17 protein-coding genes and 4 tRNA genes are annotated in these 18,228 nt (G+C 64.4%); 6 read left to right on the top strand and 15 right to left on the bottom strand.

Features of this window, described 5'->3' with window-relative positions; genetic code table 11:
* Nucleotide 1: 1 nt before the first annotated feature.
* Both cysN and cysD read right to left on the bottom strand, forming a co-directional pair.
* Entirely contained in the window at nucleotides 2–1,939 is a 1,938-nt protein-coding gene (gene cysN / locus MTR65_RS04920; protein WP_243797698.1) for a sulfate adenylyltransferase subunit CysN, read from the bottom strand.
* Nucleotides 1,939–2,949 (bottom strand): sulfate adenylyltransferase subunit CysD, encoded by a 1,011-nt coding sequence (cysD, locus tag MTR65_RS04915; RefSeq protein WP_268739257.1) that lies wholly within the window; start codon nucleotides 2,947–2,949, stop codon nucleotides 1,939–1,941. Before cysD ends, cysN begins: the two co-directional genes overlap by 1 nt.
* A 10-nt stretch (nucleotides 2,950–2,959) precedes the next feature.
* Between cysD and MTR65_RS04910 the strand changes: the two genes are divergently transcribed.
* Nucleotides 2,960–4,066, top strand: coding sequence for a helix-turn-helix transcriptional regulator (locus MTR65_RS04910; protein WP_243797690.1), 1,107 nt, complete (start codon nucleotides 2,960–2,962; stop codon nucleotides 4,064–4,066).
* Between the two features lie 26 nt (nucleotides 4,067–4,092).
* Here the strand turns inward: MTR65_RS04910 and thiE are convergent, their stop codons facing one another.
* From thiE to tkt, 6 genes are all read right to left on the bottom strand, one after another.
* Nucleotides 4,093–4,746, bottom strand: coding sequence for a thiamine phosphate synthase (gene thiE, locus MTR65_RS04905; protein ID WP_243797688.1), 654 nt, complete (start codon nucleotides 4,744–4,746; stop codon nucleotides 4,093–4,095).
* A 142-nt stretch (nucleotides 4,747–4,888) separates the two neighbouring features.
* On the bottom strand, nucleotides 4,889–5,800 hold the full coding sequence (locus MTR65_RS04900; protein WP_243797686.1) for a fructose bisphosphate aldolase: 912 nt from the start codon (nucleotides 5,798–5,800) through the stop codon (nucleotides 4,889–4,891).
* Between the two features lie 266 nt (nucleotides 5,801–6,066).
* Entirely contained in the window at nucleotides 6,067–7,266 is a 1,200-nt protein-coding gene (locus MTR65_RS04895) for a phosphoglycerate kinase (RefSeq protein ID WP_243797683.1), read from the bottom strand.
* The gene (locus MTR65_RS04890) at nucleotides 7,263–7,739 is read right to left on the bottom strand and encodes an MOSC domain-containing protein (protein ID WP_243797814.1); all 477 of its coding nucleotides are present in this window, start codon (nucleotides 7,737–7,739) and stop codon (nucleotides 7,263–7,265) included. The genes MTR65_RS04895 and MTR65_RS04890 overlap by 4 nt, the downstream gene beginning before the upstream one ends.
* A 5-nt stretch (nucleotides 7,740–7,744) precedes the next feature.
* On the bottom strand, nucleotides 7,745–8,752 hold the full coding sequence (gene gap, locus MTR65_RS04885; protein ID WP_226636982.1) for a type I glyceraldehyde-3-phosphate dehydrogenase: 1,008 nt from the start codon (nucleotides 8,750–8,752) through the stop codon (nucleotides 7,745–7,747).
* A 15-nt stretch (nucleotides 8,753–8,767) separates the two neighbouring features.
* A complete protein-coding gene (gene tkt, locus MTR65_RS04880) occupies nucleotides 8,768–10,756 on the bottom strand; it encodes a transketolase (protein ID WP_243797681.1) in 1,989 nt (662 codons plus the stop codon).
* Between the two features lie 213 nt (nucleotides 10,757–10,969).
* Between tkt and MTR65_RS04875 the strand changes: the two genes are divergently transcribed.
* From MTR65_RS04875 to MTR65_RS04855, 5 genes are all read left to right on the top strand, one after another.
* Complete coding sequence (locus MTR65_RS04875; protein ID WP_243797678.1) at nucleotides 10,970–11,197, top strand: hypothetical protein; 228 nt, start codon at nucleotides 10,970–10,972, stop codon at nucleotides 11,195–11,197.
* Nucleotides 11,194–11,547 (top strand): cell division protein ZapA, encoded by a 354-nt coding sequence (locus MTR65_RS04870; protein WP_243797676.1) that lies wholly within the window; start codon nucleotides 11,194–11,196, stop codon nucleotides 11,545–11,547. The genes MTR65_RS04875 and MTR65_RS04870 overlap by 4 nt, the downstream gene beginning before the upstream one ends.
* Nucleotides 11,548–12,177: 630 nt before the next feature.
* Nucleotides 12,178–12,438, top strand: a complete 261-nt coding sequence (locus tag MTR65_RS04865) for a hypothetical protein (RefSeq protein ID WP_243797673.1) — start codon at nucleotides 12,178–12,180, stop codon at nucleotides 12,436–12,438.
* 232 nt (nucleotides 12,439–12,670) lie between these two features.
* On the top strand, nucleotides 12,671–13,267 hold the full coding sequence (locus MTR65_RS04860; RefSeq protein WP_243797670.1) for a 5-formyltetrahydrofolate cyclo-ligase: 597 nt from the start codon (nucleotides 12,671–12,673) through the stop codon (nucleotides 13,265–13,267).
* Nucleotides 13,268–13,270: 3 nt separating this feature from the next.
* On the top strand, nucleotides 13,271–13,486 hold the full coding sequence (locus MTR65_RS04855; RefSeq protein WP_243797668.1) for a DUF2842 domain-containing protein: 216 nt from the start codon (nucleotides 13,271–13,273) through the stop codon (nucleotides 13,484–13,486).
* Nucleotides 13,487–13,499: 13 nt separating this feature from the next.
* Here the strand turns inward: MTR65_RS04855 and MTR65_RS04850 are convergent, their stop codons facing one another.
* The 7 genes from MTR65_RS04850 to MTR65_RS04820 form a co-directional block, all read right to left on the bottom strand.
* Nucleotides 13,500–14,810 (bottom strand): Hsp70 family protein, encoded by a 1,311-nt coding sequence (locus MTR65_RS04850; protein WP_243797666.1) that lies wholly within the window; start codon nucleotides 14,808–14,810, stop codon nucleotides 13,500–13,502.
* A 101-nt stretch (nucleotides 14,811–14,911) separates the two neighbouring features.
* A tRNA-Asp gene (locus MTR65_RS04845) sits at nucleotides 14,912–14,988 on the bottom strand.
* A 100-nt stretch (nucleotides 14,989–15,088) separates the two neighbouring features.
* Nucleotides 15,089–15,165: transfer RNA gene (locus tag MTR65_RS04840), tRNA-Asp, on the bottom strand.
* Between the two features lie 100 nt (nucleotides 15,166–15,265).
* Nucleotides 15,266–15,342 (bottom strand) — tRNA-Asp (locus MTR65_RS04835).
* Between the two features lie 100 nt (nucleotides 15,343–15,442).
* Nucleotides 15,443–15,519 (bottom strand) — tRNA-Asp (locus MTR65_RS04830).
* A gap of 357 nt (nucleotides 15,520–15,876) precedes the next feature.
* Nucleotides 15,877–17,208 (bottom strand): dihydrolipoamide acetyltransferase family protein, encoded by a 1,332-nt coding sequence (locus MTR65_RS04825; RefSeq protein WP_243797664.1) that lies wholly within the window; start codon nucleotides 17,206–17,208, stop codon nucleotides 15,877–15,879.
* A gap of 4 nt (nucleotides 17,209–17,212) precedes the next feature.
* Nucleotides 17,213–18,217 carry an alpha-ketoacid dehydrogenase subunit beta gene (locus MTR65_RS04820; protein WP_419145030.1) on the bottom strand — a complete coding sequence of 335 codons (1,005 nt, stop codon included), beginning with the start codon at nucleotides 18,215–18,217 and terminating at the stop codon, nucleotides 17,213–17,215.
* Nucleotides 18,218–18,228: the final 11 nt, after the last annotated feature.

Below are 18,228 nucleotides of genomic sequence, written 5' to 3'. Positions count from 1 at the left end.
ATCAGACGTCTCCCAGCAGCGTGTCGACGATCAGATCCGCCGCCTCTTCAGGCGAGAGCTTGGTGGTGTCCACCCGGATTTCGGGATTGCGCGGAGCTTCATACGGACTGTCGATGCCCGTGAAGTTCTTCAGCTCACCGGCACGGGCCTTCTTGTAGAGGCCCTTCACGTCGCGCGCTTCGGCAACCTTGAGCGGCGTGTCGATGAAGACCTCAAGGAAATCACCCTCGGGCAGCATCGCGCGCACCAGTTCACGGTCCGCCTGGAACGGCGAGATGAACGCGGTGATCACGATCAGGCCCGCATCGGTCATCAGCTTGGAGACTTCGCCCACGCGGCGGATGTTCTCGATGCGGTCGCTCTCGGTGAAGCCCAGGTCCTTGTTGAGACCATGGCGCACGTTGTCGCCATCGAGCAGGAAGGTGTGCCGGTTCATCCGGTGCAGCTTCTTCTCGACCAGATTGGCGATCGTCGACTTGCCCGAACCCGACAGACCCGTGAACCACAGCACGGCCGGCTTCTGGTTCTTGAGGTCGGCGTGCTGCTTGCGGCTGATGTCGACCGCCTGCCAGTGGACGTTCTGCGAACGGCGCAGGCTGAAGTTGATCATGCCCGCCGCGACCGTCGCGTTGGTCATCTTGTCGATCAGGATGAAGCCGCCAAGCTGGCGGTTCTCGGTGTACGGCTCGAAGACGATCTGCTTGTCGGTCGTCATCTCGGCCACGCCAATGGAGTTGAGCTCCAGCGTCTTGGCCGCCAGCTCTTCCATCGTGTTGACGTTGATCTCGTACTTGGGTTCGGCAACCGAGGCCGACACCATCTGCGTACCGATCTTCATCCAGTAGGCACGGCCCGGAACCATCGCCTCGTCCGCCATCCACACGAAGGTCGATTCGAACTGGTCGGCGGTCTGCGGTGGCGCATCGGCGACCGAAATCACCGACCCGCGCGAGCAGTCGATCTCGTCCTCGAAGCAGATCGTCACCGACTGACCGGCCCCTGCCTCTTCCAGCTCGCCATCGAAGGTGACGATCTTGGAGACGGTGCTGGTCTTGCCCGAAGGCAGGACGCGGATCTTGTCCTTGGGCTTGACCACGCCGGTCGCAATCTGACCCGAGAAGCCACGGAAGTCGAGGTTGGGACGGTTTACCCACTGCACCGGCATGCGGAAGGGCTTGTCGGCGTCGTCCGAGGTCAGGACCTCAACGGTCTCGAGGTGCTCGATAAGGGGAACACCGGCGTATTCCGGGGCCTTGTACCAGGGCGTGTTCTCGGACAGCGTGGTGATGTTGTCACCCTTGTAGCCCGAGATCGGCATCGCCGTGAAGTTCTCGATGCCGATCGATTCGGCGAACTCGCGGTAGTCGGCGAGGATCTTGTCGAAAACCTCCTGGCTGTAGTCGACAAGGTCCATCTTGTTGACGGCCAGAACGATGTTCTTCACGCCCAGCAGCTTGCAGATGTAGCTGTGGCGACGCGTCTGGACGAGCACACCCTTGCGCGCGTCGATCAGGATGACGGCCAGGTCCGAGGTCGAGGCGCCGGTCACCATGTTGCGCGTGTACTGCTCGTGGCCCGGGCAGTCGGCGACGATGAACTTGCGCTTCTCGGTGTTGAAGAAGCGGTAGGCGACGTCGATGGTGATGCCCTGCTCACGTTCGGCGGCGAGGCCGTCGACGAGGAGCGCGAAGTCGATCTCCTGACCCTGCGTGCCGACCTTCTTGGAGTCGTTCGCGAGAGCATCGAGCTGGTCCTCGAAGATCATCTTCGAATCGTAGAGGAGGCGCCCGATCAGGGTCGACTTGCCGTCGTCCACGCTGCCGCAGGTGATGAAGCGCAGCATGGTCTTGTGTTCGTGCTGGTCGAGATAGCTGTCGATGTCTTCGGCGATCAGCTTGTCGACGACATATGCGGACTCTTTGGTCTCGATATCGGCCATCAGAAGTACCCCTGCTGCTTCTTGACTTCCATGCCGGCGCCGCCGGCATCCTTGTCGATCACGCGGCCCTGCCGCTCACTGGTGGTGGTCAGGAGCGTCTCCTGGATGACTTCGGTCAGCGTCGAGGCTTCGCTCTCGACCGCGCCGGTCAGCGGGAAGCAGCCGAGCGTGCGGAAGCGGATCGACTTCTCGGTGATCTCGGGCATGTAGCCCAGGACCTTCTCGAGGCGCTCGGGATCATCGGCCATGAACAAGCCACCCTCCCACTCGAAGGTCGGGCGCTTGTCGGCGAAGTAGAGCGGCACGATGGGGATGTTCTCGAGGCGGATGTACTGCCACACGTCGAGCTCGGTCCAGTTCGAGATCGGGAAGACGCGGATCGATTCGCCGCGTGCCTTCTTCGCGTTGTAAAGGTTCCACAGCTCGGGACGCTGGTTCTTCGGGTCCCAGCCGTGCGAGGAGGTGCGGAACGAGAAGATACGCTCCTTCGCGCGGCTCTTTTCCTCGTCGCGACGGGCTCCGCCGAACGCGGCGTCGAAACCGTACTTGTCGAGCGCCTGCTTCAGCCCTTCTGTCTTCCACATGTCGGTGTGAAGCGAGCCATGGTCGAAGGGGTTGATGCCCTTTTCCTTGGCCTCAGGGTTGTTGTAGACGAGCAGCTCCATGCCCGACATCTCGGCCATCTTGTCGCGCAGGTCGTACATGGCCTTGAACTTCCAGGTCGTGTCGACGTGGAGCAGCGGGAACGGCGGCGGCGAGGGGTAGAAAGCCTTGCGCGCAAGGTGGAGCATCACCGCGCTGTCCTTGCCCACCGAGTAGAGCATGACCGGCTTGTCGGCCTCGGCGGCGACCTCGCGGATGATCTGGATGCTTTCCGCTTCCAGCCTTTCAAGATGCGTCAGTTTCTTCATCGAACTCCCTCTTCGAGCCGTACGCGTCCCCCGGGCGACAGCGCCTGGGGACGGGAATAGCCTGAACTTACAGGGATGACAGCGGCGCGAACCCCCCATATGGGAGGGTATGGCCCTGACAAGCTCCGACGAGACGGATCTGTTGCTCCCGCTGCTGGGTGCGATGCGCGAAACGCCGCGCTTTTCCACGTTCCTGGAACGCCTGCGGCGGCGTACCGGTGCGCGCTACATTGCCCTTCTCACGCGCCAGGGTGCACTTGGCAAAGCACCAATCACCGAATTTCATGCCGGAGATCCTCTTCCGACCGGAAGTCCCGTGTCGGGCAGCTCGGCCCTGTTCGACCTCGACCGCGCGCACTACGACAGCCTGCGGCCCGGACGTGTCTATGCGCTGGGCGAACTGGTCGACCACGACCCCGTGCTCAAGGCCCAGCGCTGGCGCGAACTGCGCGACCTTGGCCTGGCCGACGAACGGATCGTGCGCATCCTTGCCGACACCGGTCTCGATGCCTGGCTGGTGCTCGCGCGCACGAGTCCGTGCAGCGCGAGCGACAGCGCCCTGCTCTCAAATCTGGCTCCCTATGTTGCCGAGGCACTGCGCTCGGGCCGGGATCTCGACGCCGCGCGTGACAGTGCCCGGATCAACGCGGCCGGCATGGCGCGCTCGGGACATGGCTGGATGACCTTCGATGCCGAAGGACGCCTCGTCGACCTCAGCGGGCAAACGCAGGCCTGGTGGAGCGCGCGTTACGGCCAGCCCCCGCGTATCGGGGAGCGCCTGCTTGGCCTGGCGCGTCCGGCCGAACGCGCCCTGCTCACCGCCATCGAGGAACTCGCGCAGGACCAGACGGCGCCGCCGCGGCCTGTACTTCTGAGCGACACGCCGCAGGTCGAAGCGCTGGTGCAACGCCTCGCGCTCGACGATGCTCAGGCACCCGCGAACACGGCGCGCTTTCTCGCCGTCTTCGCCCTCCCCCACGCGCCGTCACGCGATGCCCAGGCGCGCCTGACGGCCCTCCACGCCCTGCCCCCGCGCGAGGCCGAACTGGCCCTGAAACTGTCGGAGGGGCTCAGCATCGCCGAAGCTGCGCAGGCCATGGGCCTGACCGTCGAGACGGCGCGCAATTACTCCAAGCGCATCTACGCCAAGCTGGGCGTGCGCGGAAAAGCTGAACTGGTGCGGCGGATCCTGGAGGGGACAGCGCACATGACCTGATCGGCCATGCGCGCCGGGATAGCCTATCAGGCCGGGGTCATGCCCTCGGCGATGGCCTTGGTGAACGCGGCCACAGCCTCAGCCTCATCGCCGTTCCAGACCGCACCTGAAACCGCGATGAAGTCCGCGCCCTTGCGGACCAGATCCACGCAATTTTCAGGCGTGATGCCACCGATGGCGACGCACGGGATCTCGAAGATCGCCTGCCACCATTCGAGCAGGTCCGTACCCGCGACGTGCTTGGTTTCCTTCGTCGTGGTCGGGAAATACGCCCCGAAGGCTACGTAATCCGCGCCCGCATCGCCCGCTTCCATGGCGAGGTGACGGCTGTCGTGGCAGGTCACACCGATCTGCGCATCCATGCCCAGCGCCTTACGCGCTTCCTCGACGGTGTCGTCATCCTGGCCCAGATGCACGCCATCGGCCTTGAGGCGCTTGGCGAGGCTGATCGAATCGTTGACGATGAAAGCGACGCCCCGCGCGGCACAGATCGCCTGCAACGGCTCAGCCAGGCGCACCGCCTCGTGCTGGTCGATATCCTTCACGCGAAACTGGAATGCCGCGACGTCTCCCGCGTCGAGCGCACGCTCCAGGCGCTGGGGGAAGTCACCCCCCACCTCCAGCGGCGAGATCAGGTAGAGCTGCGTGGGTTCGCGTTCGAAATCGGTGTCGTCGGTCATGGCCTGTCCCTTAGAAAAATCCGCTCGCCAAGGGAAGCCGCCTCACGACAGGAGAGGCAAGGCGAAACGAAACGGGGCGCCTTCCCAGAGGAAAGCGCCCCGCATATCCGGTCACGGCGCGCCAAGCGCGCCAGAGTCGTGATCAGGCGGCGGCGGCAGCCGCGACCTTCTGGGTCGAGCCCTTGTAGATCGCATTGATCGCCTCGCCGAGCGCGGCGTCGAACTCATCGTCGCTCATCTGCGCGCGCAGTTCGGACAGCAGTGCTCGGCTGAAGCTGGCGATGATGCCCTTGTTCTTGGCCAGTTCGACACAGGCTTCGTCGCGCGAGAAACCACCCGAAAGCGCCACCACGCGCAGCACCTTGGGGTGATCGACGAGCGCGTCGAACGTGCCCGGCACGACCGGCAGCGAGAGCTTGAGCATGACCTTCTGGCCCTCGGGCAGCGCGTCGAGGTTCTTGAGGATTTCCGCGCAGAGGATCGCGTCGCACTCGGCGCGCGTCTCGCTCTTGATGTTCACCTCAGGCTCGATGATCGGCATCATGCCGTGCGAGATGACCTGCGCGCCGATATCGAACTGCTGCTTGACGACCGCGGCGATACCTTCGGCATTGGCCGAGTGGATCACCGAACGCTCCTTCGTACCGAAGACGCCAAGCGCCTTCGAGCGTTCGAGCAGCGCGTCGAGCGTGGGCATCGGCTTCATCAGCTGCACGCCCTTGGCTTCGTCCTCGAGGCCCTTGTCGATCTTGATGAAGGGCACGATGCCCTTGGCGATCAGCGCGGACGGGGTCGGCACGCCGCCCACGGTTCCGTCCATCGTGCGCTCGAACAGGATCGCGCCGATGACCTTCTCACCGGTGAGCACCGGCGAGGAGATGATGCGGCTGCGCATCTCGTGGATGAGGCCGAACATCTCTTCTTCCGAGCCCCAGGCATCGTCCTCGATACCATAACCCTTGAGCGCCTTGGGGGTCGACCCGCCGCTCTGGTCGAGCGCGGCGATAAAACCGTCACCGTCGGCCATTTTGGCCGTCATTTCCGAAACCTGCATAAAACTCCTCCTCAAGTCATGCGTCGTGTGGATGGCAGGCTAGAGCCCGCCTGAGAAATTCGCAACTGCGGCAAAGGTGCCGAGATGTATCTTGGGGATACAATAATCCCGAACCAGACGAGATAGGCCTGACGAACGGTGAATGGCCCGATTGGCGAAGCGGGATGCCCAATCCACGCCTCCTCGTGGACCCGGTCAAACTTCGCTCCGCGCCTTTGCTGCAGCGCAGGATGGTGGGCCGCCGCATTACCAGCGGCCCGATTTGCTTAGGCCGAGAGTGCAGCGACGCCCGGCAGTTCCTTGCCTTCCATCCATTCCAGGAAAGCACCGCCCGCAGTCGAGATGTACGAGAAGTCCTCGGCCACCCCGGCATGGTTCAGAGCCGAAACGGTGTCACCACCGCCCGCAACCGAAGTCAGCGTGCCCTCGATGGTAAGCGCGGCAGCCGTGCGGGCCAGCGAGACGGTCGCGGCATCGAAAGGCTCCATCTCGAACGCGCCGAGCGGGCCGTTCCAGACGAGCGTGCGGCAGGTCTTGAGCGCGTCGGCCAGCGCCTCGACGGCCAGCGGCCCGGCATCGAGGATCATCTCATCGCCTGCGACTTCATGCACGTTGCAGGTGCGCAGTGATTCCGGGTTGGCCGCAAATTCCTTCGAGACCACGACCTCGTACGGCAGGTGCACGGTGCAGCCGCTGGCCTCGGCGTTGGCGAGGATGTCGGTGGCGGTGTCCAGCAGGTCGTGTTCACACAGCGACTTGCCCACGTCCACGCCCTTCGCGGCAAGGAAGGTGTTGGCCATGCCACCACCGATCATCAGGTGATCGACCTGAGTGACAAGGTGCTTGAGCACGTCGAGCTTGGACGAGACCTTGGCGCCGCCCACGACCGCCGCGACCGGCTTCACCGGAGCGCCCAGCGCCTTGTCCAGAGCTTCGAGCTCGGCCTGCATCGAGCGCCCCGCGTAAGCGGGAAGCACGTGGGCGAGGCCTTCGGTCGTGGCGTGCGCGCGGTGCGCGGCCGAGAAGGCGTCGTTCACGTAGAAATCGGCATTGGCCGCAATCGCCTTGGCCAGTTCGGGATCGTTCGCTTCCTCGCCCTTCCAGAAACGGGTGTTCTCGAGAATGGCGACATCGCCGCCCTTGAGGATACCCACCGTCTGCGCGACGACGTCACCCGCGATCTCGGGCACGAACATCACTTCCTTGCCCAGCACCTTCTCGACCGCGCCCACGACCATCGAGAGCGACATCTGCGAGTGGCGCTCGCCCTTGGGGCGGCCGAAGTGGGCCAGCAGCAGGACCTTCACGCCCTTGGCGCACAGGTCGTTGATGGTGGGCACTGCGGCGCGAATGCGGGTGGCGTCCGTCACAAGGCCGTCCTGCATCGGCAGGTTCAGGTCCACGCGCACCAGCGCGACCTTGCCAGCTACATCGCCAAGGTCATCCAGAGTCTTGAAAGCGCTCATCTAACTATCCTCACCTCGTCACCGACGGAGACGGGTCCGTCGCGTATGACCCGGCCCAGCACGCCGCCGCGCCAGTCCGGCGTCAGCGCGGTCATGAGCCCGGGCGCTATCTCGTCCATGCGGCTGCATGGATCGCATTCCAGGGTTGTCTCGATCCGGCAGGTCGGCCCGATCGCGAGCACGCGGCCCGCTTCACGCGGGAGACGCAGGCCCGCCACACACAGGTTCGCCCGGCGCGCATACCAGGGCAGTTCCATGCCCGGCATGAGCCCCAGGTCAGCCATCGCCGCCTGCCAGCTTTCGGCCTCGATCAGCGCCACCTGGCGGCGCGGAACCTTGCCCTCACGTGCAACGCCGCGGGAATCCCCCTGGATTCCCGCGGCGATTGTCACTTCGGCCTGCGGCACGGTCTCCATGGGCGCGCGCGAACGCGTTCGCCGCGCAATGCCCTGGAGCGTGCCGAAAGCCGACATCACGTTCAGAGGAACTTCGCCATCGCTCCTGCGGTGTCGAGCATGCGGTTCGAGAAGCCCCACTCGTTGTCGTACCACGACACGACGCGCACGAACTTGCCTTCCATGACCGCCGTTTCCAGGCTGTCGACCGTCGACGAAGCCGGGTAGTGGTTGAAGTCCGAGGAGACCAGCGGCTGGTCGGTGAAGGCCAGAACGCCCTTCATCGGACCTTCGGCCGCGGCCTTGAGTGCCGCGTTGATCTCTTCAACCGTCGTGTCCTTCTGGGGCACGAAGCACAGGTCGACGAGGCTGACGTTCGGGGTCGGCACGCGCACCGACGAACCGTCGAGCTTGCCCTTCAGTTCCGGCAGCACGAGACCGACCGCACGGGCAGCGCCAGTGGTGGTCGGGATCATGTTGGCGGCACCTGCACGGGCGCGACGCAGATCCTTGTGCATCTGGTCGAGCATGCGCTGGTCGTTGGTGTACGAGTGGATCGTGGTCATGAAGCCACGCTCGATACCGACGGTGTCGTTCAGCACCTTGGCAACCGGCGCCAGGCAGTTGGTGGTGCACGAGGCGTTCGACACGACGATGTGGTCGGCCGTCAGCGAATCGTGGTTCACACCGAAGACGACGGTGTTGTCGACGCCCGTGGCCGGAGCCGAGATCAGCACGCGCTTGGCACCGGCGTCGAGGTGGGGCTGCGAGGCCTCCTTCGACTGGAAGATGCCGGTGCACTCGAGCACGATGTCGATGCCCTGCGCGGCGTGCGGCAGGTCACCCGGGTTGCGCTCGGCGGTCACGGCGATTTCCTTGCCGTTGACGATGATCTTGCCTTCGCCGGCCTCGACCGTGCCCGGGAAGCGCCCGTGCGTGGTGTCAAAGCCAAAGAGGAGAGCGTTCGACTTGGTGTCGGCCAGGTCGTTGATCGAGACCAGTTCCAGACCGCAGTCGGGACGTTCGAGAATAGCGCGGGCCACAAGACGCCCGATACGTCCGAAACCGTTGATCGCAACCTTGGTCGCCATATTCAAATCTCCTCCTTAGACGCTAAGCTTTTCGAGGACCTTGGGAACGATCGAAGCGGCCGAGAAGCCGAAGCGAGCGAACAGATCCTTGGCCGGGGCCGACGCGCCGAAACGGTCCAGACCGATATTGAGGCCGCCATTGCGGCTTGTCGCGGTGTAGCGCTCCCAACCCATCGTCGTGCCAGCCTCGATCGAGACCTTGAGGATCGAGGGATCGTGGGGCAGCACTTCGTGCTTGTAGGCCTCTTCCTGCGCGTCGAAGAGTTCCATGCACGGCATCGAGACGACGTCCGCGCCAATGCCCTGGGCCTGGAGTTCGTCGCGCACGGTGCAGGCCAGTTCGACTTCCGAACCGCTGGCGATGAGGATGACCTTGCGGTCCCCTTCCGCCGCGCGCAGCGTGTAGGCACCGCGCGCCGAGAGCATTTCGCCCGACTTACGCAGCTGCGGCAGGTTCTGGCGGGTCAGCGCGAGGACCGAGGGCGTTTCCTGGGTCTGCAGCGCAATGTTCCAGCACTCCGCCGTCTCGATCACGTCGGCCGGACGGAAGACGTTGAGGTTCGGGATCAGGCGCAGCGACATGACCTGTTCCACCGGCTGGTGGGTCGGACCGTCTTCGCCAAGACCGATGCTGTCATGGGTCAGCACGTAGATCGCGCGAACCTGCTGCAGAGCCGAGAGACGGATCGCGTTGCGGCAGTAGTCCGAGAAGATCAGGAACGTGCCGCCGTAGGGGATCACACCGCCGTGCAGCGCCATGCCGTTCATCGCCGCGGCCATGCCGAATTCGCGGATGCCGTAATAGACATAGCGACCGGCATAATTCTCGGCCGTGAACGGTTCCTGGCACTTGGCCTTGGTGTTGTTCGAGCCGGTAAGGTCGGCCGAACCGCCGATCATCTCGGGCAGCGCCGGGGCGAGCACGTTGAGGCAGTTTTCCGAAGCCTTGCGGGTAGCGACGTTGGCATCGCCTTCCAGCCAGCCCGCGAAGGTCCTGGCGACGTCCTCGGTGTCGGGCAGTTCGCCGGCCATGCGGCGGCTGAACTCGGCCGCCTCGGGGTTGGCGACCTTGCGCGCTTCCCAGGCCTCGCGCGCCTCGGCGCCCTTGGCACCGAGCGAACGCCAGTCGGCGAGGATGTCCTCGGGGATCACGAAGGGCTCCGCGCTCCAGCCCAGGACTTCGCGAGCTGCCGCGATCTCGTCCGCGCCGAGCGGCGAGCCGTGTACGCCCGATCCACCCTGCTTGTTGGGCGCGCCCTTGCCGATGACGGTCTTGCAGGCGACCAGCGAAGGCTTGTCCGAAGCCGCGGCCTCGGCCAGCGCACGCTCGATATCGGCGAAGTCGTGGCCGTCGCACGAGAAGACGTCCCAACCCGAGGCGCGGTAGCGCGCGGGGATGTCTTCCGAGGTCGACAGGCCGGTCTTGCCGTCGATGGTGATGTCGTTGTCGTCCCACAGGACCTTGAGCTTGCCCAGGCCCAGCGTACCGGCAAGGCCGATTGCCTCGTGGTTGATGCCTTCCATGAGGCAGCCGTCGCCGGCGATCACCCAGGTGTTGTGGTCAACGAGGTCATCGCCGAAGGTCGCGTTGAGCTGACGCTCGGCCATCGCCATGCCGACCGCCATCGCCAGACCCTGGCCCAGCGGACCGGTGGTGCATTCCACGCCTTCGAGCAGGAAGTTCTCGGGGTGGCCCGCGCAGGGGCTACCCATCTGGCGGAAGTTGCGGATGTCCTCGATCGTCGGGCTCTCGTACCCGGTGAGGTACAGCAGCGAATACATCAGCATCGAGCCGTGACCCGCCGACAGCACGAAGCGGTCGCGATCGGCCCACTGCGGGTTCTTCGGATCGAACTTGAGGTGCTTGGCGTAGAGAACGGTGGCAACGTCGGCCATGCCCATCGGCATGCCGGGGTGGCCAGAGTTCGCCGCCTGGACCGCGTCCATGGAAAGCGCGCGAATGGCGTTGGCCATCGGCGCGAGGCGGGCGGGGGCAAGGGTCATCAGACTGGCTCCGGAAAACGGATTATTACACTATGATTCGGACTTGCCGACCCCCTTTAGGGCAGGCCGCACCGTCGTCAAGTTCAGCACCGCGGAAATGCGCCGTCCAGCCCATTCCTGGACATGCGCATAATCGCCCTGCAATACAGGCTGGCTTGTGAACAAACGCGCCGAGACGATTGCGTTCTGCGACAAGTGCGATAGCGAGACACCATGGAAGAGACAGAAACTGTCCTGCCCGCGCCGTCCGCCGAGACGGGCGAGGCCCCCGACGCCTCCCCCCTTGTCCGGATCGAAGCTGCCCTTGCCCGGATCGAGAGCGCCTGTGCACGCCGCCTGCGCGCGGAGGACGCCCTCCTCCAGCGCCACGGCGCGCTTCGCACCCGCGTCGAGGAGACGCTGGGCGAGCTCGACACGCTGATCGAAGGGAGCGCACCATGAACAACGTCGAACTGGTCATCGGCGGACGCGACTTCCTCGTCGGCTGCGGTCCGGGCGAGGAAGAACATGTCCGCGCGCTCGGCAAGGTCATTGCCGACAAGGTCGACGCGGCCAATGCGCGCGGGCTCTCGGAAGCGCGCATGCTCCTGTTCGCCGCCCTCCTGCTCGCGGACGAGAACGACGAACTGAAGCGCAATGCCGGCGCCGCCGTGACGCCGGCTCCCGCGGGCACCGAGCCCCCTGCCCCGGCTCCCGAAGAGACGGCGCGCCTCGCGCGGATTGCCGAAAAGATGGAAAAACTTGCCGACCTGCTCGAGACGCCACTTGAGGATGGGCCCAAGGATCTCTAACTAGGCGCGTGACGGGATCTGCCCGGCACGAGCCGTTCGAACATCCCTGAGGCTATAAGCAATCCTAGGGGGCTGTCCCTGCCCGGACCGTGGTCCGACGTACATGGCCCCCACCTGACGTTGAGGCGTCAGAGGAGTTCTAGGAAAACGACCCATGGTGGACCCGTCACCGTTTTCCCCCGATCCGATCCGATCATTCGCCTGAGCGCATGGCCGCAACCATGCGCGGCAACATCTCAGGAATCGAAGCCGCCCCCTCTCACCGCTTCGGTGTTGCACTGCGCTGTCCGTCCGCAGCCCGGGGCAGGATAAAAGTGATTAACGGAAAAAAATCTCGCCTCTCCTCTTGGACAGAGCGCCAACTGCGCCCATCGGCGGGCAACGTCATGCAATGGCAGCACCCACCGCACCTGGAAACCCTAATGCACCGTAAACTTTCTCGAAAATCCGGCCCACTGCTTGGTTAAAGCCGCGAGAAATCCTTCATAAGGCAATAATATCCATAGTTAATATTAAGTTACTTCGATTGACGGCTTCCGAAACATACGGTGCAATCGATTACCCCAACACGTATCGAGACATAAGATTGGTTGGGTTAGTCGCTAAACCTATAAAATCGGAGACTACTTGATGAAGAAAGCCACTACGGCCATGCTTGTCGCAGCATGTTCACTCGGTGTCGCAACCCCCGCTCTGGCTGGCACCCACGCCGGTGACGCCACGTTCGCAACCTCGTCGATGAAGAGCGCAGCTCTGGATTGGGCCGCAAACCAGGCACAGGGCGCCCCCGGAAAGGGCAAGGGCAAGGGCCACACGAAGGGCAAAGGCAAGGGCCATGGCAACGGTCGTGGCAAGGGCCACATCCACGACTACAAGTCCAACGGGTGCTGAGACACACTAATCCAATCCGGAAATCCGGATGAGTCTTGAGTGAGAGGAAAGCCTGAAAGGCACCCTGGAGACGGTCGCACAAGGCCGCCGGGTGCCGACCGCAAGCTGGTCAGGAGCAACGCGCCCACACAAGCACCATGCCCTGCCACACCACCATTGTTGCAAGGCCTGGCCTGCGCTAGTCCCGTAGGACGCCCTCGCCTCCCGCGAGCGGCGCGCAGGAAGACGTTTGATGGTATCCCCTCCCAGCTTGACCGATGCGAAGGCCCTCCTGCGCAGGCAATTCCGAGCAGCGCGCGCCGAACACGTGGCCGGCCTGCCTGAAAACCTGCGCGCACTGATTCTCAATCGCCCCCCGGCCCCGGTCAGCGACATGATCCCGGAGGGAGCGACCGTTGGCCTCTATTACCCGCTCGGCCCCGAAGCACCTTCGCTGGGGTGGGCGCGCTGGTTTGCCGAGAACGATCGCCAGGTCGCGCTTCCCCGCTTTGCCGCGCGCAGCGCCGCCATGGAATTTCGCGAATGGGCCAACCCCTTCGACGAGGAGGCACTGGAAGAAGGGCCCTACCGCATGCCCCAGCCGACCGGCACCGCTGCCTTTGCCGCTCCGGATATCGTCGTCGTGCCGCTGATAGCCTTCACGCAGGACGGGCATCGCCTGGGCCAGGGTGGCGGACACTATGATCGCTGGCTTGCGGCCAACCCGGGCACGAAAGCGATTGGACTTGCCTGGGACTGCCAACTGGCTGACGAACTGCCGGTTGAATCGCACGACCAGCCGCTCAGCGCCGTGGTCACCCCCACGCGCATCTACCATGGGGCGGACTGAGACATGCGCGAAACTCCGACCTGGCGCATTCCCGTGGGCGTACTGGCGCTGTGTGCAGCCCTGCTAGTCTATGGAATCCTGATCGCGCGCTATGTGCACCCGGTGATCGCGGACTGGCACGCGCTTCTCCAGCTACCGGTCTACATCGTACTCGGCATCATCTGGATCTTTCCACTGAAGCGCTACCTGGCGTGGATGGAAACCGGTCGCTGGGGCTGAGGCCCCAACACACTCAGATATCGTCGCGCGCGGCCCACTGCGCAAGGTCGCCCGACTGCCCGATCATCGCGAGGCCATGCGCGATCGAGGTCAACTCGTCGCCGCTGGCCAGGCGTTCCTCCCCGAAGCGCTGAGCGAACAGGCGCCGCACGGCCGGGATCAGCGAAGATCCGCCCGTCAGGAAGACATGGTCGATCTGCTCGGGCGCCTGGGCGGCGCGGGCCAGTGCCTCGTCGACTGTCTCGCCAATACGGGCAAGGTCGGGTGCGATCCAGCTCTCGAATTCGGCGCGCGTCACTTCGGCGTGGATACGCAAGTCCTCGCTCTCAAAATCGAGCGCGGCCTGCTCCTCCCCGGACAGGGCGCGCTTGAGAGCGCCAACCGCCTCGTAAAGACCGAAGCCGAGCTCATTTTCGATCACGGAGATCATGCGGGCGATCGAGTCCGGATCGGTCGCATTCTGCTTCAGCTTGCCCAGCTGCTCGAGCGTGCGCTTGTTGCGCATCATGGCGAGGCGCGACCAGTCGGCGAAATCGGTGAAGTGCCCCGGCGGGATCTCCAGCACCTTGTCGAAGGACCGGTACGTACCGCCCTTGCCCAGCTGCGGCAGGACGAGGTTGTCCATGATGCGGTAATCGAAGCGGTCCCCGGCAAGGCCGATACCGGCCGCAGCAAGCGGCGTGCAACGCTGCGCCGCCCCCGGCGCTTCGACCCGCACGATGGAAAAGTCGCTCGTACCGCCGCCGAAGTCCGCGACCATGAGCGTTGCCGGTTCGGTGAGGCGCGAGGCAAAGCTGAAGGCCGCCCCTACAGGCTCATAAACATAATGCACCTCGCGCCCGAGGCTCGCGAACATCGCGTCGTAGCGCGTGCGGGCCAGCTGCGCATCGGCGCGCGCGCCGACATAGCGCACCGGACGCCCGACCACGACGCGCTCGGGCAGATCCCGCAGAGCATCTCCCGCGTGCGCCAGGAGGTGATCCAGAAAGACCTTGCCCATGTCCTCGAAGCGGTAGCGCTTTTCGAAGATGCCCGCGGTTTCGAACGCAGGGTTTGCCGCCACCGACTTGAAAGACTGAATAAAGCGCGAACCTTGCGGAAACTCGAGGAATTCCTCGATCGCCCAGGGGCCCGCCTCATGGGCAAGGCCACCGCGCACGCCCTCCTCCTGCCAGAAGCACAGCGCCGAGCGGAAGACCGAGCTTGCGCCCGACGGCGCGGCAAAGCGGATCATCTCCCCTTCGGTCTCGCTGCCCGCCAGCGCCATGACGGAATTGGTCGTGCCAAAGTCGATACCCAAGGTCGGGCGCGCGCTGTCCACCATCGCGAAATAAGGTCCTGTGCCGAAATCTACGCCGAAAAGGAAAAAGGCCGGGTGTTACCCCGGCCTCTTGCGCGCTGTATGGCCACTTTCGGTAAGGAAAGTGGCGCGAGTGACGGGACTCGAACCCGCGACCTTCGGCGTGACAGGCCGACACTCTAACCAACTGAGCTACACCCGCGCAGCGATGGAACAAACGGTTTCCCGAGCATTCCTATGTTTTCCTCCGGTTTCCCGGAAAGACCCCGTCCAGCCGAGGCTGGAACGAAGCAACTCCCAAGTGGCGCGAGTGACGGGACTCGAACCCGCGACCTTCGGCGTGACAGGCCGACACTCTAACCAACTGAGCTACACCCGCGCAGCGATGGAACAAACGGTTTCCCGAGCATTCCTATGTTTTCCTCCGGTTTCCCGGAAAGACCCCGTCCAGCCGAGGCTGGAACGAAGCAACTCCCAAGTGGCGCGAGTGACGGGACTCGAACCCGCGACCTTCGGCGTGACAGGCCGACACTCTAACCAACTGAGCTACACCCGCGCAGCGATGGAACAAACGGTTTCCCGAGCATTCCTATGTTTTCCTCCGGTTTCCCGGAAAGACCCCGTCCAGCCGAGGCTGGAACGAAGCAACTCCCAAGTGGCGCGAGTGACGGGACTCGAACCCGCGACCTTCGGCGTGACAGGCCGACACTCTAACCAACTGAGCTACACCCGCATACTTGGGCGGTGCGTCCGCTTGGGAGCCGCGCATCTATGACGGGGAGGCCACCCTGTCAACGGAATTACACCGGCCGATGCATTTTTTTCTGCCCTCTCCCGGGCGCCCCCGGCAAGGCCCGCAGAAATGCGTGGTTGGCGCGAGAAATGGGCGGACGAAAAAATGGCGAAGCCGGTTTCATCGCGCCCTCCATCCCGCATCGAAGCGGATGGAGGGAGGCCCCAAGAATTCAACCAAACTTCTGTTTTCAAAACCAAATAACGCGAAAAATGGGGGATTTCCGCGACATTCAGCGTGCTACAAAATTTTTCGCGAACACGAATCACAAGCTCTGCGTGATTCGTGTTCGCGCCCTTACCCGGCGAGGATGAGCGCCGGAGCCTCGATCAGAGCCTTGAGGTCCTGCGCAAAGCTGGCCGCGTCCCACCCATCGACGACACGGTGGTCGCAGGACATCGAGATGTTCATCGTCTTGCGCTTTTCGATCCGCTCCGTCCCGCTGGCATCGGTCACGAACATCGGGCGCTCGACAATGCGGTTGGGGCCGATGATGCAGACCTCGGGGCGGTTGATGACCGGCGTCGTCGCGACCCCGCCCTTGGGGCCGAGTGAGGTGACGGTGATGGTCGAGCCGCTCAGTTCACCGGACGCGGCCTTCCCTTCCCGCGCAGCCTCGGCCAGCCGGGATATCTCGGCGGCCAGTTGCCACAGGTTGCAGCCCTGTGCATCGCGGATGACCGGTACCATCAGGCCCGAGGCGGTCTGCGCGGCCATACCCAGATGCACCGAACCGTAGCGCGTCACCACGCCTGCCTCATCGTCATAGTGCGCGTTCAGCATCGGGTACCTGGGGATCAGCTTGCAGATCGCCGCGATGAGGAAGGGAAGCATGGTCAGCTTGGGCCGCTCGCCGCGCCCTGCGTTCAGTTGCGCGCGCGTCTGCTCCAGTGCCGTAACGTCGTATTCCTCGACATAGGCAAAGTGGGGGATGTGGCGCTTGGAGGCGGCCATGTTCTCGGCGATGCGGCGGCGCAGGCCAATGACGCGCACCTGCTCATCCTCGCCCGTGCGCCCCGCTGGCTGAAAACCTCCGCTCGCGTTGTAGGAGAGAAAGGCGTCGAGATCGCCGTGGCGCACGCGCCCGTCCTCGGCCGGGCGGACCTCGTCCAGATCGATGCCAAGGTCCGCTGCCCGCTTGCGCACCGCCGGGCTGGCAAGGATACGCCCGCCATCAGCCTGTGGGGCAGCCTTCGGCCTGGAGGCCGTTCGCGGCGGAGCTGGAGGCGGCGAGGGCTCCGGGGACATCGATGCGCCTTCCGGCTCAGGCCGAGTATCCGCAACCGGCGCCGGTTCAGGTTCCGGCTCCTTCGCCTCGACCGGCTCCTCGACCGGCGCCTGCACCTTCTCGGTCTTCGCGGGAGCCTCCTCCCGCGCGTTGCCCGCGCCTTCGACTTCCAGCACGACGAGCGGCGATCCGATGGCCACCATCTCGCCCGCCTCGCCCGCGATCTCGATGACAGTGCCCGTGACCGGGCTCTCCATCTCGACCGTGGCCTTGTCGGTCATCATGTCGGCCAGGCGCGCGTCCTCCTCGACATGATCGCCTACTGCGACGTGCCAGGCGACGATCTCGGCTTCGGCAATCCCTTCCCCGATATCGGGAAGACGGAACGTGTAACGAGCCATGGGATCACTCCTTCATCAGGCGGTCGACCGCATCGCCGATGCGGACCGGGCCGGGGAAATAGGCCCACTCCAGGCTGTGCGGGTACGGGGTGTCGAAGCCGGTCACGCGCTCGATCGGGGCTTCGAGATGGTAGAAGCAGCGCTCCTGGACGAGGCTGACGAGTTCGGCGCCAAAACCCGAGGTGCGCGTGGCCTCATGGATGACGAGACATTTCCCCGTCTTCTGAACAGACTTTTCCACAGCCTCGATGTCGAGCGGCCAGAGCGTGCGCAGATCAAGGATCTCGGCATCGACGCCCTTTTCGGCGAGCACCGCCTCGGCAACGTGGACCATGGTGCCATAGACCAGCACCGTCATCGCCGAACCCTCACGCACGGTGCGCGCCTTGCCCAGCGGGATGGAATAGTAGCCTTCTGGCACCTGCCCGCCGGGATAATTCTTCCAGGTCTTGCTCGGGTGGTCATAATAGCCGTCGAAGGGGCCGTTGTAGATGCGCTTGGGCTCGAAGAAGATGACGGGATCGTTGTCCTCGATCGCCGCGATGAGGAGCCCCTTGGCATCGTGCGGGGTGGACGGGATCACCGTCTTCAGGCCTGAGACGTGGGTGAAGAGCGCTTCCGGGCTCTGGCTGTGCGTCTGCCCGCCGAAGATGCCCCCGCCAAACGGCGAGCGCACGGTGATCGGCGCAGTGAACTCGCCGGCCGAACGGTAGCGCAGGCGCGCGGCCTCTGAAATCAGTTGGTCGAGGCCGGGGTATATATAGTCGGCAAACTGGATCTCGGGCACGGGGCGCAGACCATAGGCCGCCATGCCGACCGCCGCACCGATGATGCCGCACTCGTTGATGGGGGTGTCGAAGACGCGCATCTTGCAAAACTTGGCCTGAAGTCCCGCCGTTGCGCGGAACACCCCGCCGAAATAGCCCACGTCCTCACCGAAGACGACGACGTCCGGATCGTGGCCCATCATCACGTGCAGGGCATCGTTGATGGCCTCGATCATGTTCATCGGCCGGGCCT

Origin of the sequence: Novosphingobium mangrovi, assembly GCF_022818885.1 — a bacterium.
GTDB classification, from domain to species: domain Bacteria; phylum Pseudomonadota; class Alphaproteobacteria; order Sphingomonadales; family Sphingomonadaceae; genus Novosphingobium; species Novosphingobium mangrovi.
The sequence above is the reverse complement of the archived record's forward strand: the minus strand, read 5'-3'. Positions and strand labels throughout refer to the sequence as shown.